Consider the following 17,887-nt stretch of genomic DNA (forward strand, 5'->3'; position numbering starts at 1 on the left):
AAGTCTCTGAGTGAACATACGTAATTCATTACGAAGTTTAATTCACGAGCATCAAACTTAAATTGAAGAGTTTGATCATGGCTCAGATTGAACGCTGGCGGCAGGCCTAACACATGCAAGTCGAACGGTAGCACAGAGAGCTTGCTCTCGGGTGACGAGTGGCGGACGGGTGAGTAATGTCTGGGAAACTGCCTGATGGAGGGGGATAACTACTGGAAACGGTAGCTAATACCGCATAACGTCGCAAGACCAAAGAGGGGGACCTTCGGGCCTCTTGCCATCAGATGTGCCCAGATGGGATTAGCTAGTAGGTGGGGTAACGGCTCACCTAGGCGACGATCCCTAGCTGGTCTGAGAGGATGACCAGCCACACTGGAACTGAGACACGGTCCAGACTCCTACGGGAGGCAGCAGTGGGGAATATTGCACAATGGGCGCAAGCCTGATGCAGCCATGCCGCGTGTATGAAGAAGGCCTTCGGGTTGTAAAGTACTTTCAGCGGGGAGGAAGGTGTTGCGGTTAATAACCACAGCAATTGACGTTACCCGCAGAAGAAGCACCGGCTAACTCCGTGCCAGCAGCCGCGGTAATACGGAGGGTGCAAGCGTTAATCGGAATTACTGGGCGTAAAGCGCACGCAGGCGGTCTGTCAAGTCGGATGTGAAATCCCCGGGCTCAACCTGGGAACTGCATTCGAAACTGGCAGGCTAGAGTCTTGTAGAGGGGGGTAGAATTCCAGGTGTAGCGGTGAAATGCGTAGAGATCTGGAGGAATACCGGTGGCGAAGGCGGCCCCCTGGACAAAGACTGACGCTCAGGTGCGAAAGCGTGGGGAGCAAACAGGATTAGATACCCTGGTAGTCCACGCCGTAAACGATGTCGACTTGGAGGTTGTGCCCTTGAGGCGTGGCTTCCGGAGCTAACGCGTTAAGTCGACCGCCTGGGGAGTACGGCCGCAAGGTTAAAACTCAAATGAATTGACGGGGGCCCGCACAAGCGGTGGAGCATGTGGTTTAATTCGATGCAACGCGAAGAACCTTACCTACTCTTGACATCCAGAGAACTTTCCAGAGATGGATTGGTGCCTTCGGGAACTCTGAGACAGGTGCTGCATGGCTGTCGTCAGCTCGTGTTGTGAAATGTTGGGTTAAGTCCCGCAACGAGCGCAACCCTTATCCTTTGTTGCCAGCGGTCCGGCCGGGAACTCAAAGGAGACTGCCAGTGATAAACTGGAGGAAGGTGGGGATGACGTCAAGTCATCATGGCCCTTACGAGTAGGGCTACACACGTGCTACAATGGCGCATACAAAGAGAAGCGAACTCGCGAGAGCAAGCGGACCTCATAAAGTGCGTCGTAGTCCGGATTGGAGTCTGCAACTCGACTCCATGAAGTCGGAATCGCTAGTAATCGTAGATCAGAATGCTACGGTGAATACGTTCCCGGGCCTTGTACACACCGCCCGTCACACCATGGGAGTGGGTTGCAAAAGAAGTAGGTAGCTTAACCTTCGGGAGGGCGCTTACCACTTTGTGATTCATGACTGGGGTGAAGTCGTAACAAGGTAACCGTAGGGGAACCTGCGGTTGGATCACCTCCTTACCTTAAAGAACCTGCCTTTGTAGTGTCCACACAGATTGTCTGATGAAAAACAGCAGTAAAAAACCTCTACAGGCTTGTAGCTCAGGTGGTTAGAGCGCACCCCTGATAAGGGTGAGGTCGGTGGTTCAAGTCCACTCAGGCCTACCAAATCTGTCATGCAGATTTGAAGAGGTTGGTCATACGATGGGGCTATAGCTCAGCTGGGAGAGCGCCTGCTTTGCACGCAGGAGGTCTGCGGTTCGATCCCGCATAGCTCCACCATCTTTTACTGCGAAAACAAGAAAACTTCAGAGTGAACCTGAAAAGGTGCACTGCGAAGTTTTGCTCTTTAAAAATCTGGATCAAGCTGAAAATTGAAACGACACACATGTTATGTGTGTTCGAGTCTCTCAAATTTTCGCAAACCGGTGGTGAATCGAAAGAAACATCTTCGGGTTGTGAGGTTAAGCGACTAAGCGTACACGGTGGATGCCCTGGCAGTCAGAGGCGATGAAGGACGTGCTAATCTGCGAAAAGCGCCGGCGAGGTGATATGAACCTTTGACCCGGCGATGTCCGAATGGGGAAACCCAGTGTGTTCCGACACACTATCGTTAACTGAATACATAGGTTAACGAGGCGAACCGGGGGAACTGAAACATCTAAGTACCCCGAGGAAAAGAAATCAACCGAGATTCCCCCAGTAGCGGCGAGCGAACGGGGAGCAGCCCAGAGTCTGAATCAGCTTGTGTGTTAGTGGAAGCGTCTGGAAAGTCGCACGGTACAGGGTGAAAGTCCCGTACACGAAAGCACACAGGCTGTGAACTCGAAGAGTAGGGCGGGACACGTGGTATCCTGTCTGAATATGGGGGGACCATCCTCCAAGGCTAAATACTCCTGACTGACCGATAGTGAACCAGTACCGTGAGGGAAAGGCGAAAAGAACCCCGGCGAGGGGAGTGAAAAAGAACCTGAAACCGTGTACGTACAAGCAGTGGGAGCCTCTTTTATGGGGTGACTGCGTACCTTTTGTATAATGGGTCAGCGACTTATATTCTGTAGCAAGGTTAACCGTATAGGGGAGCCGAAGGGAAACCGAGTCTTAACTGGGCGTTAAGTTGCAGGGTATAGACCCGAAACCCGGTGATCTAGCCATGGGCAGGTTGAAGGTTGGGTAACACTAACTGGAGGACCGAACCGACTAATGTTGAAAAATTAGCGGATGACTTGTGGCTGGGGGTGAAAGGCCAATCAAACCGGGAGATAGCTGGTTCTCCCCGAAAGCTATTTAGGTAGCGCCTCGTGAACTCATCTTCGGGGGTAGAGCACTGTTTCGGCTAGGGGGCCATCCCGGCTTACCAACCCGATGCAAACTACGAATACCGAAGAATGTTATCACGGGAGACACACGGCGGGTGCTAACGTCCGTCGTGAAGAGGGAAACAACCCAGACCGCCAGCTAAGGTCCCAAAGTCATGGTTAAGTGGGAAACGATGTGGGAAGGCACAGACAGCCAGGATGTTGGCTTAGAAGCAGCCATCATTTAAAGAAAGCGTAATAGCTCACTGGTCGAGTCGGCCTGCGCGGAAGATGTAACGGGGCTAAACCATGCACCGAAGCTGCGGCAGCGACACTATGTGTTGTTGGGTAGGGGAGCGTTCTGTAAGCCGTTGAAGGTGTCCTGTGAGGGGTGCTGGAGGTATCAGAAGTGCGAATGCTGACATAAGTAACGATAAAGCGGGTGAAAAGCCCGCTCGCCGGAAGACCAAGGGTTCCTGTCCAACGTTAATCGGGGCAGGGTGAGTCGACCCCTAAGGCGAGGCCGAAAGGCGTAGTCGATGGGAAACAGGTTAATATTCCTGTACTTGGTGTTACTGCGAAGGGGGGACGGAGAAGGCTATGTTAGCCGGGCGACGGTTGTCCCGGTTTAAGCATGTAGGCGGAAGTTCCAGGTAAATCCGGTTCCTTGTTAACGCTGAGGTGTGATGACGAGGCACTACGGTGCTGAAGTAACAAATGCCCTGCTTCCAGGAAAAGCCTCTAAGCATCAGGTAACACGAAATCGTACCCCAAACCGACACAGGTGGTCAGGTAGAGAATACCAAGGCGCTTGAGAGAACTCGGGTGAAGGAACTAGGCAAAATGGTGCCGTAACTTCGGGAGAAGGCACGCTGATATGTAGGTGAAGTCCCTGCGGATGGAGCTGAAATCAGTCGAAGATACCAGCTGGCTGCAACTGTTTATTAAAAACACAGCACTGTGCAAACACGAAAGTGGACGTATACGGTGTGACGCCTGCCCGGTGCCGGAAGGTTAATTGATGGGGTTAGCGGTAACGCGAAGCTCTTGATCGAAGCCCCGGTAAACGGCGGCCGTAACTATAACGGTCCTAAGGTAGCGAAATTCCTTGTCGGGTAAGTTCCGACCTGCACGAATGGCGTAATGATGGCCAGGCTGTCTCCACCCGAGACTCAGTGAAATTGAACTCGCTGTGAAGATGCAGTGTACCCGCGGCAAGACGGAAAGACCCCGTGAACCTTTACTATAGCTTGACACTGAACACTGGTCCTTGATGTGTAGGATAGGTGGGAGGCTTTGAAGCGTGGACGCCAGTCTGCGTGGAGCCAACCTTGAAATACCACCCTTTAATGGCTGGTGTTCTAACGTAGACCCGTGATCCGGGTTGCGGACAGTGTCTGGTGGGTAGTTTGACTGGGGCGGTCTCCTCCCAAAGAGTAACGGAGGAGCACGAAGGTTAGCTAATCCTGGTCGGACATCAGGAGGTTAGTGCAATGGCATAAGCTAGCTTGACTGCGAGAGTGACGGCTCGAGCAGGTGCGAAAGCAGGTCATAGTGATCCGGTGGTTCTGAATGGAAGGGCCATCGCTCAACGGATAAAAGGTACTCCGGGGATAACAGGCTGATACCGCCCAAGAGTTCATATCGACGGCGGTGTTTGGCACCTCGATGTCGGCTCATCACATCCTGGGGCTGAAGTAGGTCCCAAGGGTATGGCTGTTCGCCATTTAAAGTGGTACGCGAGCTGGGTTTAGAACGTCGTGAGACAGTTCGGTCCCTATCTGCCGTGGGCGCTGGAGAATTGAGGGGGGCTGCTCCTAGTACGAGAGGACCGGAGTGGACGCATCACTGGTGTTCGGGTTGTCATGCCAATGGCACTGCCCGGTAGCTAAATGCGGAAGAGATAAGTGCTGAAAGCATCTAAGCACGAAACTTGCCCCGAGATGAGTTCTCCCTGAGACTTTAAGTCTCCTGAAGGAACGTTGAAGACTACGACGTTGATAGGTCGGGTGTGTAAGCGCAGCGATGCGTTGAGCTAACCGATACTAATGAACCGTGAGGCTTAACCTTACAACGCCGAAGATGTTTTGGCGGTGAGAGACGATTTTCAGCTGATACAGATTACAGAATTTGCCTGGCGGCTTTAGCGCGGTGGTCCCACCTGACCCCATGCCGAACTCAGAAGTGAAACGCCGTAGCGCCGATGGTAGTGTGGGGTCTCCCCATGTGAGAGTAGGGAACTGCCAGGCATCAAATTACGTAGTAAGCCGGTGCATAAATCCGGTGGTTACAGCAGTCTTCGGTGGAGCGGTAGTTCAGTCGGTTAGAATACCTGCCTGTCACGCAGGGGGTCGCGGGTTCGAGTCCCGTCCGTTCCGCCACTTATTAAAAGCCCTGAGTTAACGCTCAGGGCTTTTTTCATATCTGTCGTATCATTATTGCCAAATCAGCAAAAATCCTCTGCGTTAAACGCTCTTTTTCTGCATAACGGCAGCAGCGATAATCCTCCTCAGTTAACAATCATTATGAATAACGAGGATTACATGACTATCCCTGCACTGGGTCTGGGCACTTTCCGCCTGAAAGACGACGTTGTTATCGCATCCGTTAAAACTGCACTTGAACTTGGCTATCGCGCAATTGATACGGCGCAGATTTACGATAACGAAGCTGCCGTTGGTCAGGCTATCGAAGAGAGCGGCGTAGCGCGCAGCGAGCTTTTCATCACCACCAAAATCTGGATTGAAAACCTCAGCAAAGACAAATTGATCCCCAGCCTGAAAGAGAGCCTGGAAAAACTGCGTACCGACTATGTGGATCTGACGTTGATCCACTGGCCATCACCGAACGATGCTGTGTCAGTCGAGGAGTTCATGCAGGCATTGCTTGAAGCGAAAGAGCAGGGCTTAACGCGTGAAATAGGTATTTCTAATTTCACCATCCCGCTGATGGAAAAAGCCATTGCCGCCGTGGGGGCAGAAAACATTGCAACCAATCAGATTGAACTCTCTCCCTACCTGCAAAACCGCAAAGTCGTGGACTGGGCAAAACAGCACGGCATCCACATCACCTCATATATGACCCTGGCCTACGGTAAAGCACTGAAAGATGACGTGATTAATCGTATCGCAGAGAAACATAGCGCAACGGCTGCACAGGTGATTCTGGCATGGGCGATGGGTGAAGGTTACGCCGTGATCCCCTCTTCAACCCGACGTGAAAACCTGGCCAGCAACCTGTTAGCGAGGGATCTCCAGCTGGACGATGAAGACAAAAAAGCGATCGCTGCCCTGGAATGCAACGATCGTCTGGTCAGCCCTGAAGGTCTGGCACCTGACTGGGATTAATATTGACCCTTTCCTCTGTAGCCTGAAACCCTCACACAGCTCCCCCGGGAGCTGTTTTTATATGTTCGCTCAGGAAATCGATAAAGGCGCGTATGCGCGTACTTACCGCTCTGTCACTGTAATAAACTGCACTAAAAGGCATCTCCACAGGCAGACGTTTATCTGCCATCAGCTCTACAAGCTCACCGCGTGCAATTTCTTTATCAATCATATAGTCCGACAAACAGGCGATCCCATTCCCTTCGAGGCAAAGCTGCTTCAGCGTTTCTCCACTGTTGGACGATAACCCACTGGTGATTTCATGCAGTTGACCATCATAACAGGCCACAGGCCAGGTGTTCAGCGATACGGGCTCCGTGAAGCCCAGGCACAGGTGCTGCTTCAGTTCTTCAACCGTCTCTGGTTTGCCATGCTCTGCGATGTATTGCGGTGACGCGACTATCTTGCGGTAGCTGGCAAAAAGAGGGCGGGCCCGCAAGCTCGAGTCGGTCAGGGTGCCGGCCCGGATCGCCACATCCACTTTTCGCTCAATGAGATTGATAAACGTCTCTGAGGAAACTAACGAGAGCGTCATCTCCGGATAGCGTTCGCGGAAAGGCTTGATCAGCGGCATCAGAAAATGAAGAACAACCGGTGTTGCCGCATCAATACGCAGCAATCCGCGCGGCGTACTACGGGTTTCCATAATCTCTGTTTCTGCCGCCGCCATCTCCTGCAGGACGGACTGCACACGGCGGAAGTAACGCTCGCCTTCCTCCGTCAGGCTCAGCTGACGCGTCGTTCGGTTGAGAAGACTGACGCCGAGCTTCATCTCCAGTTTTTTCACCGAGCGGCTGATGGCTGAATTAGCCTGCCCCAGCTGCTCGGCCGCACGGCTAAAACTGCCGCTTTCGACGACGGCGACAAAAATTGTCAGCTCTTCCGACGTTGCTTTCATTGTTGCACCACCTGCAAAATTCTATTGATATTTTGACCATTTTTGTTATTTAAGCACTGGCGCATACTGCCTGTCATCTTAATCCTGATGATATGGAGTTATTTATGCCACTGGCGCTACTTGCCCTGACGATCAGTGCCTTTGCAATTGGCACGACCGAATTTGTTATCGTAGGACTGGTGCCTACGATAGCTAACCAGCTTTCAATCTCGCTGCCCTCTGCCGGCCTGTTGGTTTCTATCTATGCGCTCGGGGTTGCCATCGGCGCCCCCGTCCTGACCGCGTTGACGGGACGTTTCCCGCGTAAGCAGCTGTTGGTTGCGCTGATGGTGTTATTCACCGCTGGCAATATTCTGGCCTGGCAGGCGCCGGACTACACCACGCTGGTGATTGCCAGGCTGCTGACCGGTCTCGCTCACGGTGTGTTCTTCTCCATTGGTTCAACTATTGCAACCAGCCTGGTACCAAAAGAGAAAGCAGCATCCGCCATCGCGATTATGTTCGGTGGTCTGACTGTAGCTCTTGTCACGGGTGTACCGTTAGGAACGTTTATCGGACAGCACTTTGGCTGGCGCGAAACCTTCCTTGCCGTCTCTTTACTGGGGGTGATTGCCCTGGTTGCCAGCCTGCTGCTGGTACCGTCGACGATTGCAGGACGTGCGAGTGACAGCCTGAGCGATCAGCTGAAGGTACTCACGCATCCGCGTTTGCTGATCATCTACGCCGTCACAGCGCTCGGCTATGGGGGTGTATTCACGGCTTTCACCTTCCTGGCTCCGATGATGCAGGACCTGGCAGGCTTCTCACCCAGTGCAGTGAGCTGGATTTTGCTGGGGTATGGTATCTCCGTCGCCATCGGTAATATCTGGGGTGGGAAGCTTGCGGATAAACATGGTGCAGTGCCGGCCCTGAAGTTTATCTTCGCAGCACTGGTTGTTCTGCTGATGATTTTCCAGTTCACGGCATCGATGCAATACGCCGCGCTGATAACGGTACTGGTGATGGGGATCTTCGCCTTTGGTAACGTGCCAGGCCTGCAGGTTTACGTGGTACAAAAAGCCGAACTTTATACACCCAACGCGGTAGATGTCGCATCGGGCCTGAATATTGCCGCGTTCAATATTGGGATTGCGCTGGGTTCTATCATTGGTGGGCAAACCGTTGAACATTTCGGATTAACCCAAACGCCATGGATTGGTGCGGTGATTGTTCTGGTCGCTTTCCTGCTGATTAGCCTGAGTGGGCGCCTTGATAAACACGCTCGTGTAGTGCTGGGATAACATCAGTAAGTGCTTGCTTACAAAACTGGAAAGCGGTTTATCTGAAATTGCGTTGAAAGTGTAACCTAAAGTCCCTATAACATTAGAACCAGTCCGTTTTCCGGGCTGGTTCATGTTACAGAGGCCGTTTCCAAAAGTGCGAAAAAATACCTATGCCATGCGTTATGTTGCCGGAATGCCCGCGGAGAGGATCTTGCCTCCGGGGTCGTTTGCGAGCATAAGTCAGGCATTACCTGCCGGGACACCCTTAAGCAGCGATGAAAAAATCCGGGTGCTGGTGTGGAACATCTTTAAACAACAGCGCGCTGAGTGGTTATCGGTACTCAAGAATTTTGGGAAAGACGCCCATCTGGTGCTGTTGCAGGAGGCGCAAACCACCCCCGAGCTGGTAAGGTTTGCTACGACTCACTACCTTGCTGCTGACCAGGTTCCCGCGTTTGTCTTGCCGCAACATCCTTCTGGCGTGATGACCCTCTCTTCGGCTCATCCGGTCTATTGCTGCCCGCTGCGCGAGCGCGAGCCGATTCTGCGTCTGGCGAAATCGGCGCTGGTAACGGTCTACCCGCTGCCGGACACGCGCATGCTGATGGTTGTGAATATCCACGCGGTCAACTTCAGCCTGGGCGTGGATGTGTATAGTAAGCAGTTACTTCCGATCGGTGACCAGATCGCCCATCACAGCGGGCCCATCATTATGGCCGGAGATTTTAATGCCTGGAGCCGTCCGCGCATGAATGCGCTGTATCGCTTTGCACGCGAAATGTCGCTGCGTGAAGTTCGTTTTAGCGATGACCAGCGCAAGAAAGCGTTTGGCCGTCCTCTCGATTTTGTCTTCTATCGTGGTCTGAACGTTCACGACGCCTCTGTTCTGGTGACGCGTGCCTCCGATCACAATCCTCTACTCGTTGAATTTAGTCCCGGCAAACCTGATAAATAATGGTATGTCAGGTCTGCCGTGGGGCAGGCCATTCGGGTGCTGCCCTTTATTTTAAACAACAAAAGGACAGTACGATGACAACAACACACTCCCATCATGACAACGTAGAAAAACAGTTTGGCTCCCAGGCAAATGCTTATCTGAGCAGTGCCGTGCACGCGTCTGGCCGTGATCTGGTCCGTCTCGGTGAACGCCTGGCGGCAGTGCCGCACGCGCACGTCCTGGACTTAGGCTGTGGTGCCGGGCATGCCAGCTTCACGGCAGCACAGCAGGTGGCGCAGGTCACGGCCTATGATTTATCCAGTCAGATGCTGGAGGTGGTTGCAGAGGCCGCACAAGCCAAAGGGCTGAACAACATCGCAACGCGTCAGGGCTATGCCGAATCCTTACCCTTTGAAGATGCCTCATTTGAAGTTGTTATCAGCCGTTATTCTGCCCATCACTGGCATGATGTCGGCCAGGCATTACGTGAAGTTAAACGCGTTCTGAAGCCGGGCGGGGTCTTTATCATTATGGATGTGATGTCGCCGGGACATCCGGTGCGTAATATCTGGCTGCAGACGGTTGAAGCGCTGCGCGACACCTCGCATGTGCAAAACTACTCCAGCGGGGAGTGGTTAGCGCTGATTACTGAAGCGGGGCTGATCACACGTGCATTGATAACGGACCGCTTGCCGCTGGAGTTCAGCTCGTGGATTGCCCGTATGCGCACGCCGGAAGCGTTAAGCCAGGCCATTCGGTTGTATCAGGATAGTGCGTCAGCGGAAGTGAAGGCGTACTTTGAATTGCAGGATGATGGATCATTTACCAGCGATACCATCATGGCTGAAGCGCAAAAAGCAGCGTAAAGAAAAAAGGCACCGAGGGGAATCGGTGCCTTTTTATCGTTAGGTCGTGTCATCAGGAGTCTGGCGTGGCGCTGTTTTTCACAAACAACGTCAGCTGGTCGCCTGGTTTCAGATTGTCAGTATCATTGTTCCAGCGCATCACATCCTTGATATTTACGCCGTGTCGTTTTGCGATACTGGACAGTGAATCACCTTTACGCACACGATAGGTAATGCTATCGCTGTTGCTGGCGAGACGCTGTGCACTGTTACCTGCACCCACCGTCAGAGTCTGACCCACTTTCAGGCCTGAGCTGCGCAGATTATTCCACTGCTGCAGATCGTTTGCCGTCACGCCAAGACGTGAGGCAATGCCCGAAAGCGTATCACCTGACCGAACCTTATAGCTGCGGCTGTTCACGGATGATGCATCCGCGATCAGCGTTGACTGAACAGCGGCAATTTCACCCGATGCTAAAGACTCACGTAACTGCTCAGCATGTTTCTGCGGAACCATTACATACTGCGGACCACTGGCCCCCAGCGTTGAGCCTTTAACGCCAGCATTAAAGGTTTTCAGTTTACTTACCGACATACCCGTCATATCAGCAACCTGTTGAATATCAACCGGATTGCTGAGGCGAACACGCGCCAGTGCACGACTTTCGTCTGGTGTTGGCAGTTGTACACCGTAACGCTTGCTGTTCTTGAGAATATCGCTCAATGCCAGCATTTTCGGTACGTAAATCTTCGTTTCCTGTGGCAGTGAGAGCGACCAAAAATCGGTGGGTTTACCCCGTGCTTTATTCGCTTTCATTGCCTTCAGTACACGACCTTCGCCACTGTTATACGCTGCGACCGTTAACAGCCAGTCGCCGTCGAACATCTTATTAAGACGTTCCATCATGTCGAGAGCGGCTGTCGTTGAAGCGACAACATCACGACGCGCATCATAGTTGCGGGTCTGTTTCAAACCATAGTTTCGCCCGGTGCTCGGAATGATTTGCCAAATGCCTGCGGCATTGGCGCCAGACGTCGCGTGTGGGTCAAAAGCGCTCTCCACTATGGGTAGGAGTACCAGCTCCATCGGCATGTTACGTTTCTTAACTTGCCCGGCTATCCAGTACATATACGGCTCTGCCCGTAAAGTTACATCGTGGAGATAGCTCTTATTTCTTAAATACTTTTGCTTCTGTTCGCGAATCCGGTTGTTTTCCGGAATTCCCATCTTTAGCTCGTCGCCAATAGAGGTCCACAAGTCTTCATCCTGTGCGAAAGACGTCCCATCGTCCATCCATCGCGCTGAACTTGTAAACTTCCCTGCTTCCCCTTGACCAGCTGCAGAAAGGCTCTGTGCGTGCTGTTGTACGTTGCTGCCGTTCTGCGACTGGCAACCTACAAGCAGGACAGAGGCGAGTAATATCGCTTTTGCCTTCATGTGTGTGTCAATAGTTGCTTAAAAGACGAGCGATGATAACGGCGAAATTTTGAAAAGGCAACCCGCAATTAACTGAAGTTATCTTTCTTTGACCTTAACCATGCAAATCGTTGTTCTGGTTGTGACAAATTTGTTTCTTTGTTAATTTCATCAATTAAATCAATATCATCTGTTCGTAAAAATAAATTAGTTTTACGCTCATTTTTCAGAATTACGGGGAGTGTTTTTTGGTTTTTTGCACGTAACTCCTTCACTTTGTGATAATAATCTTGAATCGCCCGATCCTCTGGCAAGATGCTCGCCGCAAACTTCATATTTCCTAATGTATACTCATGTGCGCAACAAATAAGGGTATCGTCAGGTAATGCGCTAATCTTCTGTAATGACTGGTACATCTGGGAAGGGGTGCCCTCAAAAAGTCTTCCACAGCCTCCTGAGAACAGCGTGTCGCCGCAAAAAAGATAAGGTTTACTGTAGAAACAAAGATGTCCCAAAGTGTGACCTGGTGTAGCAAATACAGAAAACTCCCACTCGCGTATGAGGATATTTTCACCTTCTTCGACTACCTGCGTTGCTCCCTTATCTTGTGTCTCTGCCGGTCCGTAAACCACCAGATGCGGGAATTGGGCACGAAGGTCAGCAACGCCGCCGGTGTGATCGTTATGATGATGGGTCAGAAGGATGGCCTCTGGTTGCCAGCCGTTCTCTTTTATCGCGTCTGATACAGGAGCCGATTCTCCAGGATCGACAATGACGCACCGACGCTCGTCATCGACTAAAACCCAGATGTAATTGTCCTGAAAGGCGGGAATACTGATAAGATTCATAAATTACCTCTTATAGCGTGGTGGGTGTGTTGATGAAACCGGCAAGGATACCTCAGATTGTCCCGGCACCTGAACGTTGGGCCGAATTGCCCTGGGGTGAATACTATCGCGAGAACCTGGAACAGCAGCTTAAACCCTGGCTCGCGAAAATGTATGGTTTTCACTTGCTTAAGATTGGCAATCTCAGCGCGGAAATCAATACCGAAAGCTGCGCTATCTCACATCAGGTTAATGTCTCTCTTGGCGCATCACCGGTTCAGGTGAAAGCGGATCCTTTGCATCTGCCGTTTGCGGAAAAGTCCGTTGATGCCTGCCTGCTGGCACACACGTTGCCCTGGTGCAGCGATCCTCATCGCCTGCTGCGCGAGGCCGATCGCGTCCTGATTGATGATGGCTGGCTGATACTCAGCGGGTTCAATCCGCTGAGTCTGATGGGGCTGCGCAAGCTGGTTCCGGTGCTTCGCCGGACACCGCCGTATAACAGCAGGATGTTCACGATGATGCGCCAGCTTGACTGGCTTTCACTGCTGAATTTTGAGGTGCTCTGCTCGGGCGGTTTTCAGGTACTTCCCTGGGCGCGGCAGGGGGGCGTTGTTCTGAGCACCCATCTGCCGGCATTAGGCTGCATGCAATTTATTGTCGCGCGTAAGCGGACCATCCCCCTTACGCTTAATCCGATGAAGCAGAGTAAATCGAAATCGCCCATTCGCCAGACCGTGGGCGCCACGCGGCAGTACAGAAAACCCTGATCAGGATTCGGGCTGATAGCCTGTGTCTTCATGGGCGGGGTTTGATGCCGCTGCCCGTGCCAGTTCGTCACAACGTTCGTTTTCGGGGTGGCCTGCGTGACCTTTAACCCATTCCCATTTAATCTCGTGCTGGCCCAGCGCAGCATCAAGACGTTTCCAGAGATCGACGTTTTTGACCGGCTTTTTATCTGCCGTCTTCCAGCCGCGTTTTTTCCAGTTGTGGATCCACTGGGTGATCCCCTGGCGTACGTACTGGCTGTCAGTGCTCAACACCACATCGCAGTGTTCTTTTAGCGCTTCCAGCGCCACAATGGCGGCCATCAACTCCATGCGGTTGTTGGTGGTCAGAAAATAGCCTTCGCTAAAAGTTTTTTCATGCTCGCGATAGCGCATAATCGCGCCATAACCGCCAGGCCCTGGGTTGCCAAGGCAAGATCCATCGGTGAAAATTTCTACCTGTTTACGCATCTCTGGTAGACTTCCTGTATTTGAAACGTTCAGTTAAACGATAAGTCTGACATAAATGACCGCTATGAGCACTGCAATTACTCGCCAGATTGTCCTCGATACCGAAACCACCGGTATGAACCAGATCGGCGCGCACTACGAAGGGCACAAGATCATCGAGATCGGTGCCGTTGAAGTGGTGAACCGTCGTCTTACGGGGAACAACTTCCATGTCTACCTCAAACCCGACCGGCTGGTGGACCCAGAAGCGTTCGGCGTGCACGGTATCGCCGATGAGTTCTTGCTGGATAAACCGACCTTTGCGGAAGTGGCAGACGAATTTCTGGAATATATCAAAGGCGCCGAGCTTATCATTCACAACGCGTCGTTCGATATCGGCTTTATGGACTATGAGTTCAGTAAGCTCCATCGTGATATTCCGAAAACGAACACGTTCTGTAAGGTGACCGATAGCCTGGCGCTGGCGAGGAAAATGTTTCCTGGCAAGCGTAACAGCCTGGATGCGCTCTGTTCTCGCTATGAAATAGATAACACCAAGCGAACGTTGCACGGCGCATTGCTCGATGCCCAGATCCTGGCGGATGTCTACCTGGCGATGACCGGTGGTCAGACGTCCATGAAGTTCAGCATGGAAAATGAATCGCAGCAGACGCAGGGGGAAGCGGGGATTCAACGCGTTGTTCGCCAGGCCAGTCGTTTGCGAGTGGTTTTAGCCAATGATGACGAGTTACTTAACCATGAATCCCGTCTTGATTTAGTGCAGAAGAAAGGCGGAAGCTGCATGTGGCGGGCCTGAAAAAGGGCCGGAATGCCTGTAAAATCATCGTTTGGGTGAATTTTGCAGCAAACGATTCAAAACGTGAGAAAAAGCGTTGACGAGTCCGGAGGCAAACCGTAATATGCGCCTCGTTCCCCCAGCGGGAACAGTGGAGCGGTAGTTCAGTCGGTTAGAATACCTGCCTGTCACGCAGGGGGTCGCGGGTTCGAGTCCCGTCCGTTCCGCCACTATTCAGAAGGCCTGAATCAGAAATGATTCAGGCCTTCGTCGTTTCTGCGTCTGCAAATCTTCTTTATCCGCCCCCCTGTCGTTATTAACAAAAAGTTAATATCTGTGGTGCAATTAATTAACATTTGATCAATGATAGTGCACAATTTGCACCGTATTTGTGCATTTTGCCACCAGTTGTCTTTTTGGCAGCGGAGCAGATGTGTAATTTTGTAAAAAATAATTCACCGAAAATCATTCGCTTATCTCCACCCCTTCAGAAAGTTCATGAACCAATGCTTTATTGGTTCGTTTATTGCTTAATCATTAGCACGGTAAGTAGCATGTCATATCAATAACTTATCGTTAATAAAAATAAAGTAATGATGATAGCGAGCGAACCAATATGGAAAAACCGTCACGGTTTCTGGCCAATTCCAGCACCGCGCTTGAGCAGCTGCGCGGACTGATCAACCAGCATGAGTCAACACCAGGCACTCCGCTGCCCACTGAACGTGAGCTGTCGGAGACTCTCGGCGTAGGACGACGTGAAGTACGTCGTGCGCTGGATGTGCTGGAAGAGGAGGGGCGGATCTGGCGTAAACAGGGCAAAGGGACCTTTATAGGCCCGTCTGCACCTGTTGAACCTCTGGCCCTTCAGGGATTGGTTCAGCAAACCAACCTTCTGGAAGTCATGGAAGCTCGTCTACAGCTCGAACCCGGCTTAGCCCGGCTTGCGGCACTGCGTGCCACCAGGGAAAACCTCGCGCTTATGCAGCGCATGCTGGAACGCATTGATAAGGTCAGCCCGGACGACCGCGATCTCAACGAACTCTGGGATAGCGCATTTCACCGCGCCATTGCCGAGGCTGCCGGTAATCGCCTGATGCTTGGCCTGTTTGATGCCATTGATGCCGTCAGACGTGAACCGGGCTGGCAGCATTTGCGCGAATTAGCCCGTACACCCGAGCGGGTTGATCACTATAACGACCACCATCAAAAAATCATGTCTGCGATTATCCATCGCCAGCCTAATGAAGCAGCGGCCGCCATGCGCGAACACCTGCTTAGCCTGCAGTCAGCCCTGATTCAGGCTATTCACCTTGAGGACGACTTCACGCTATGACGACGATCCCGTTTAAGGACCCCACGCCTGTACTGCGGCTGCAAAATCTTAACGTAACGTTCGCCGGCTCTCCGGTGAGCGTGCTTGATGGTATTTCACTGACGGTCAACGCGGGAGAAACGCTGGCGCTGGTGGGGGAATCCGGCTGCGGGAAAAGTATCACCTCATTAGCGCTGATGGGCTTACTGCCCGCCAGCGCACAGATCGTCAGCGGCGAGATGCAGTTCCGTCGTCACGACTTACGAAAGCTTTCACCGCGGGAATATGCCGATCTTCGCGGCAGCGAACTGGCAATGATTTTCCAGGAGCCAATGACCTCGCTCAACCCTGCCTTCACGCTGGGAGACCAGCTCAGTGAAGCGGTGATGCGCCATCAGAAACTTTCTCGTGCAGAGGCGATGAAGGTTGCGCTGCAGATTCTGGAGAAGGTGCAGATCCCGGCGGCAGAGATGCGCCTGAAAGCGTATCCGCACCAGCTTTCCGGGGGGATGCGTCAGCGCGTGATGATTGCGATGGCGCTGATTAACCATCCACGTTTGCTGATTGCCGACGAGCCGACAACCGCGCTGGATGTGACCATTCAGGCGCAGATCCTCGCGCTGCTTAATACCCTCAAAGAAGAGACCGGTACGGCGGTGTTAATGATCACCCACGATCTGGGGGTGGTGGCGGAAGTCGCGCAGCAGGTGGCGGTAATGTATGCCGGACAGGTGGTAGAGCAGGGGAGCGTGGAGGCCATTTTTGCCGACCCGCAACACCCGTACACCATAGGACTGATGGGCTCGATTCCGTCCCTCGGCGCGCGTAAAGGCGCGCTTTCCACTATTCCCGGGGCCGTTCCGCTGCCGGAATCCATGCCCAAAGGGTGCCGGTTCGCTACCCGCTGCCCCTTCGCGCAAACGCGGTGTCATGACGAAAAGCCGTCGCTGACGGCGATGGGGACCGACCATCAGGTGGCCTGCTTCCGTGTACCGCTGGAACAACATATTGCGCTGGGAGAAATTGCATGACGACGCCCATTCTTGAAGCCCGGGACCTGAGCAAGCTTTTTCCCGGCCCTAAAAAACTGTTTACCCCAGCACGTTTTGTCACCGCGGTCGATCGCGTCTCCCTCTCCGTCATGCCTGGTGAAACGCTGGCGATTGTGGGCGAGTCCGGATCCGGAAAATCGACGCTGGGCCGTCTTCTTCTGCGGCTGCTGGCGGCCAGCGAAGGACGCGTATTTTATCAGGGTGAAGAGATCACTCATGCCTCGGGAGCGCGTCTGAACCAGCTGCGGCGGGAGCTGCAGATCATCTTTCAGGATCCTTTCGCATCGTTAAACCCGCGCATGACAGTCGAGCAGATCGTCGGTGAGCCGCTGTGGCTACACCAGTCGATGAAGAAAGCCGACAGGCAATATCGGGTGGCGGAGCTGCTTAAAACCGTAGGGCTGCCAGCGGCCTGGGCGCAACGTTATCCGCACGAATTTTCCGGAGGGCAGCGTCAGCGAATTGGCATTGCGCGTGCGCTGGCCTCCGGGCCAAAGCTGTTGCTCGGGGACGAGCCGGTCTCCGCGCTGGATGTCTCGGTTCAGGCGCAGGTGGTCAACCTGCTGGAAAGCCTGAAGCACCAGCTGGGTCTGACAATGGTGATTGTCGCCCATGGCCTGGCGGTGATTCGCCATATGAGTGACCGCGTGGCGGTGATGTATCTCGGGCAAATTGTTGAGCTTGCGACCGTCGACGAAATCTTTGATGCCCCGCTACACCCCTATACGCAGGCGTTAATCGCCTCCGCCCCCCAGATGCAGCCAGGCGCGCCGCGGGTGGCACCTCTGCTGCAGGGGGATTTACCGAACCCGGCCAGCCCACCGTCAGGCTGCCGTTTCCATACCCGTTGTCCGTATGCCACGGATGAATGTCGCCAGGTCGAGCCGATCAATCAGGTGCTGGACGGGGGACGCCAGATTGCCTGCCATCGCTGGCAGGAGATTAACCGCGATCGCAGTGTTATCCAGATAGCACCGCCATCCGCAGCCTTTCTGCGCCGCCGCGCGCTGTTTGAACACGCGGCCACTCACTCCTCCCTTCCTTCAAGGAACTCATGAT

At 53.1% G+C, this 17,887-nt stretch carries 13 protein-coding genes, 4 tRNA genes and 3 rRNA genes; 16 read left to right on the forward strand and 4 right to left on the reverse strand.

Going from position 1 to position 17,887, the window contains the following annotated elements:
- Window positions 1–59: 59 nt before the first annotated feature.
- From JTA15_RS00005 to dkgB, 7 genes are all read left to right on the forward strand, one after another.
- A 16S ribosomal RNA gene (locus JTA15_RS00005) occupies window positions 60–1,599 on the forward strand.
- 70 nt (window positions 1,600–1,669) lie between these two features.
- Window positions 1,670–1,746 (forward strand) — tRNA-Ile (locus JTA15_RS00010).
- A 38-nt stretch (window positions 1,747–1,784) separates the two neighbouring features.
- Window positions 1,785–1,860, forward strand: a tRNA-Ala gene (locus JTA15_RS00015).
- Window positions 1,861–2,040: 180 nt separating this feature from the next.
- Window positions 2,041–4,946 (forward strand): 23S ribosomal RNA (locus tag JTA15_RS00020).
- A gap of 63 nt (window positions 4,947–5,009) precedes the next feature.
- Window positions 5,010–5,125 (forward strand): 5S ribosomal RNA (gene rrf, locus JTA15_RS00025).
- Together the 16S, 23S and 5S rRNA genes with 3 tRNA genes alongside form the textbook arrangement of a ribosomal RNA operon.
- 55 nt (window positions 5,126–5,180) lie before the next feature.
- Window positions 5,181–5,257: transfer RNA gene (locus tag JTA15_RS00030), tRNA-Asp, on the forward strand.
- Window positions 5,258–5,419: 162 nt separating this feature from the next.
- Window positions 5,420–6,223, forward strand: coding sequence for a 2,5-didehydrogluconate reductase DkgB (dkgB, locus tag JTA15_RS00035; RefSeq protein WP_068795190.1), 804 nt, complete (start codon window positions 5,420–5,422; stop codon window positions 6,221–6,223).
- Between the two features lie 31 nt (window positions 6,224–6,254).
- Here the strand turns inward: dkgB and yafC are convergent, their stop codons facing one another.
- A complete protein-coding gene (gene yafC, locus JTA15_RS00040) occupies window positions 6,255–7,160 on the reverse strand; it encodes a DNA-binding transcriptional regulator YafC (protein WP_219372710.1) in 906 nt (301 codons plus the stop codon).
- Between the two features lie 104 nt (window positions 7,161–7,264).
- Here yafC and JTA15_RS00045 point away from each other — a divergent pair, with 104 nt between their 5' ends.
- The 3 genes from JTA15_RS00045 to JTA15_RS00055 all read left to right on the forward strand — a co-directional run bounded on the left by JTA15_RS00045 (window position 7,265) and on the right by JTA15_RS00055 (window position 10,225).
- Window positions 7,265–8,440, forward strand: a complete 1,176-nt coding sequence (locus JTA15_RS00045; protein ID WP_219372711.1) for an MFS transporter — start codon at window positions 7,265–7,267, stop codon at window positions 8,438–8,440.
- 136 nt (window positions 8,441–8,576) lie between these two features.
- The gene (locus tag JTA15_RS00050) at window positions 8,577–9,377 is read left to right on the forward strand and encodes an endonuclease/exonuclease/phosphatase family protein (protein ID WP_025205128.1); all 801 of its coding nucleotides are present in this window, start codon (window positions 8,577–8,579) and stop codon (window positions 9,375–9,377) included.
- Between the two features lie 74 nt (window positions 9,378–9,451).
- Entirely contained in the window at window positions 9,452–10,225 is a 774-nt protein-coding gene (locus tag JTA15_RS00055) for a class I SAM-dependent methyltransferase (RefSeq protein ID WP_121340311.1), read from the forward strand.
- 52 nt (window positions 10,226–10,277) lie between these two features.
- Here JTA15_RS00055 and mltD read toward each other — a convergent pair whose 3' ends face one another.
- Complete coding sequence (mltD, locus tag JTA15_RS00060) at window positions 10,278–11,642, reverse strand: murein transglycosylase D (RefSeq protein ID WP_219372712.1); 1,365 nt, start codon at window positions 11,640–11,642, stop codon at window positions 10,278–10,280.
- A gap of 68 nt (window positions 11,643–11,710) precedes the next feature.
- A complete protein-coding gene (gene gloB, locus JTA15_RS00065) occupies window positions 11,711–12,469 on the reverse strand; it encodes a hydroxyacylglutathione hydrolase (RefSeq protein ID WP_219372713.1) in 759 nt (252 codons plus the stop codon).
- 32 nt (window positions 12,470–12,501) lie between these two features.
- Here gloB and JTA15_RS00070 point away from each other — a divergent pair, with 32 nt between their 5' ends.
- On the forward strand, window positions 12,502–13,218 hold the full coding sequence (locus JTA15_RS00070; protein ID WP_020882800.1) for a class I SAM-dependent methyltransferase: 717 nt from the start codon (window positions 12,502–12,504) through the stop codon (window positions 13,216–13,218).
- Here JTA15_RS00070 and rnhA read toward each other — a convergent pair whose 3' ends face one another.
- A complete protein-coding gene (gene rnhA / locus JTA15_RS00075; RefSeq protein ID WP_014168741.1) occupies window positions 13,219–13,686 on the reverse strand; it encodes a ribonuclease HI in 468 nt (155 codons plus the stop codon). It lies immediately after the preceding gene.
- A 64-nt stretch (window positions 13,687–13,750) separates the two neighbouring features.
- On the opposite strand from rnhA, the gene dnaQ reads away from it, so the two are divergent.
- The 5 genes from dnaQ to JTA15_RS00100 all read left to right on the forward strand — a co-directional run bounded on the left by dnaQ (window position 13,751) and on the right by JTA15_RS00100 (window position 17,886).
- Window positions 13,751–14,482: a DNA polymerase III subunit epsilon gene (gene dnaQ, locus JTA15_RS00080; RefSeq protein ID WP_032669568.1), complete on the forward strand. Its 732-nt coding sequence runs from the start codon at window positions 13,751–13,753 to the stop codon at window positions 14,480–14,482.
- Between the two features lie 132 nt (window positions 14,483–14,614).
- Window positions 14,615–14,691, forward strand: a tRNA-Asp gene (locus JTA15_RS00085).
- Between the two features lie 386 nt (window positions 14,692–15,077).
- Window positions 15,078–15,797, forward strand: coding sequence for a FadR/GntR family transcriptional regulator (locus JTA15_RS00090; protein WP_014168746.1), 720 nt, complete (start codon window positions 15,078–15,080; stop codon window positions 15,795–15,797).
- Complete coding sequence (locus JTA15_RS00095) at window positions 15,794–16,807, forward strand: ABC transporter ATP-binding protein (protein WP_014168747.1); 1,014 nt, start codon at window positions 15,794–15,796, stop codon at window positions 16,805–16,807. The genes JTA15_RS00090 and JTA15_RS00095 overlap by 4 nt, the downstream gene beginning before the upstream one ends.
- On the forward strand, window positions 16,804–17,886 hold the full coding sequence (locus tag JTA15_RS00100) for an ABC transporter ATP-binding protein (protein WP_014168748.1): 1,083 nt from the start codon (window positions 16,804–16,806) through the stop codon (window positions 17,884–17,886). The genes JTA15_RS00095 and JTA15_RS00100 overlap by 4 nt, the downstream gene beginning before the upstream one ends.
- The last annotated feature ends 1 nt before the right edge of the window (window position 17,887 follow it).

This window comes from Enterobacter sp. BIDMC 29, assembly GCF_019378755.1.
Classification (GTDB): domain Bacteria; phylum Pseudomonadota; class Gammaproteobacteria; order Enterobacterales; family Enterobacteriaceae; genus Enterobacter; species Enterobacter ludwigii.

Coding starts and splice junctions, on each gene's coding strand:
- dkgB (WP_068795190.1), top strand. CDS start 5,420: ATGACTATCCCTGCACTGGGTCTGGGCACTTTCCGCCTGAAAGACGAC.
- yafC (WP_219372710.1), bottom strand. CDS start 7,160: ATGAAAGCAACGTCGGAAGAGCTGACAATTTTTGTCGCCGTCGTCGAA.
- JTA15_RS00045 (WP_219372711.1), top strand. CDS start 7,265: ATGCCACTGGCGCTACTTGCCCTGACGATCAGTGCCTTTGCAATTGGC.
- JTA15_RS00055 (WP_121340311.1), top strand. CDS start 9,452: ATGACAACAACACACTCCCATCATGACAACGTAGAAAAACAGTTTGGC.
- mltD (WP_219372712.1), bottom strand. CDS start 11,642: ATGAAGGCAAAAGCGATATTACTCGCCTCTGTCCTGCTTGTAGGTTGC.
- gloB (WP_219372713.1), bottom strand. CDS start 12,469: ATGAATCTTATCAGTATTCCCGCCTTTCAGGACAATTACATCTGGGTT.
- JTA15_RS00070 (WP_020882800.1), top strand. CDS start 12,502: ATGAAACCGGCAAGGATACCTCAGATTGTCCCGGCACCTGAACGTTGG.
- rnhA (WP_014168741.1), bottom strand. CDS start 13,686: ATGCGTAAACAGGTAGAAATTTTCACCGATGGATCTTGCCTTGGCAAC.
- dnaQ (WP_032669568.1), top strand. CDS start 13,751: ATGAGCACTGCAATTACTCGCCAGATTGTCCTCGATACCGAAACCACC.
- JTA15_RS00090 (WP_014168746.1), top strand. CDS start 15,078: ATGGAAAAACCGTCACGGTTTCTGGCCAATTCCAGCACCGCGCTTGAG.
- JTA15_RS00095 (WP_014168747.1), top strand. CDS start 15,794: ATGACGACGATCCCGTTTAAGGACCCCACGCCTGTACTGCGGCTGCAA.
- JTA15_RS00100 (WP_014168748.1), top strand. CDS start 16,804: ATGACGACGCCCATTCTTGAAGCCCGGGACCTGAGCAAGCTTTTTCCC.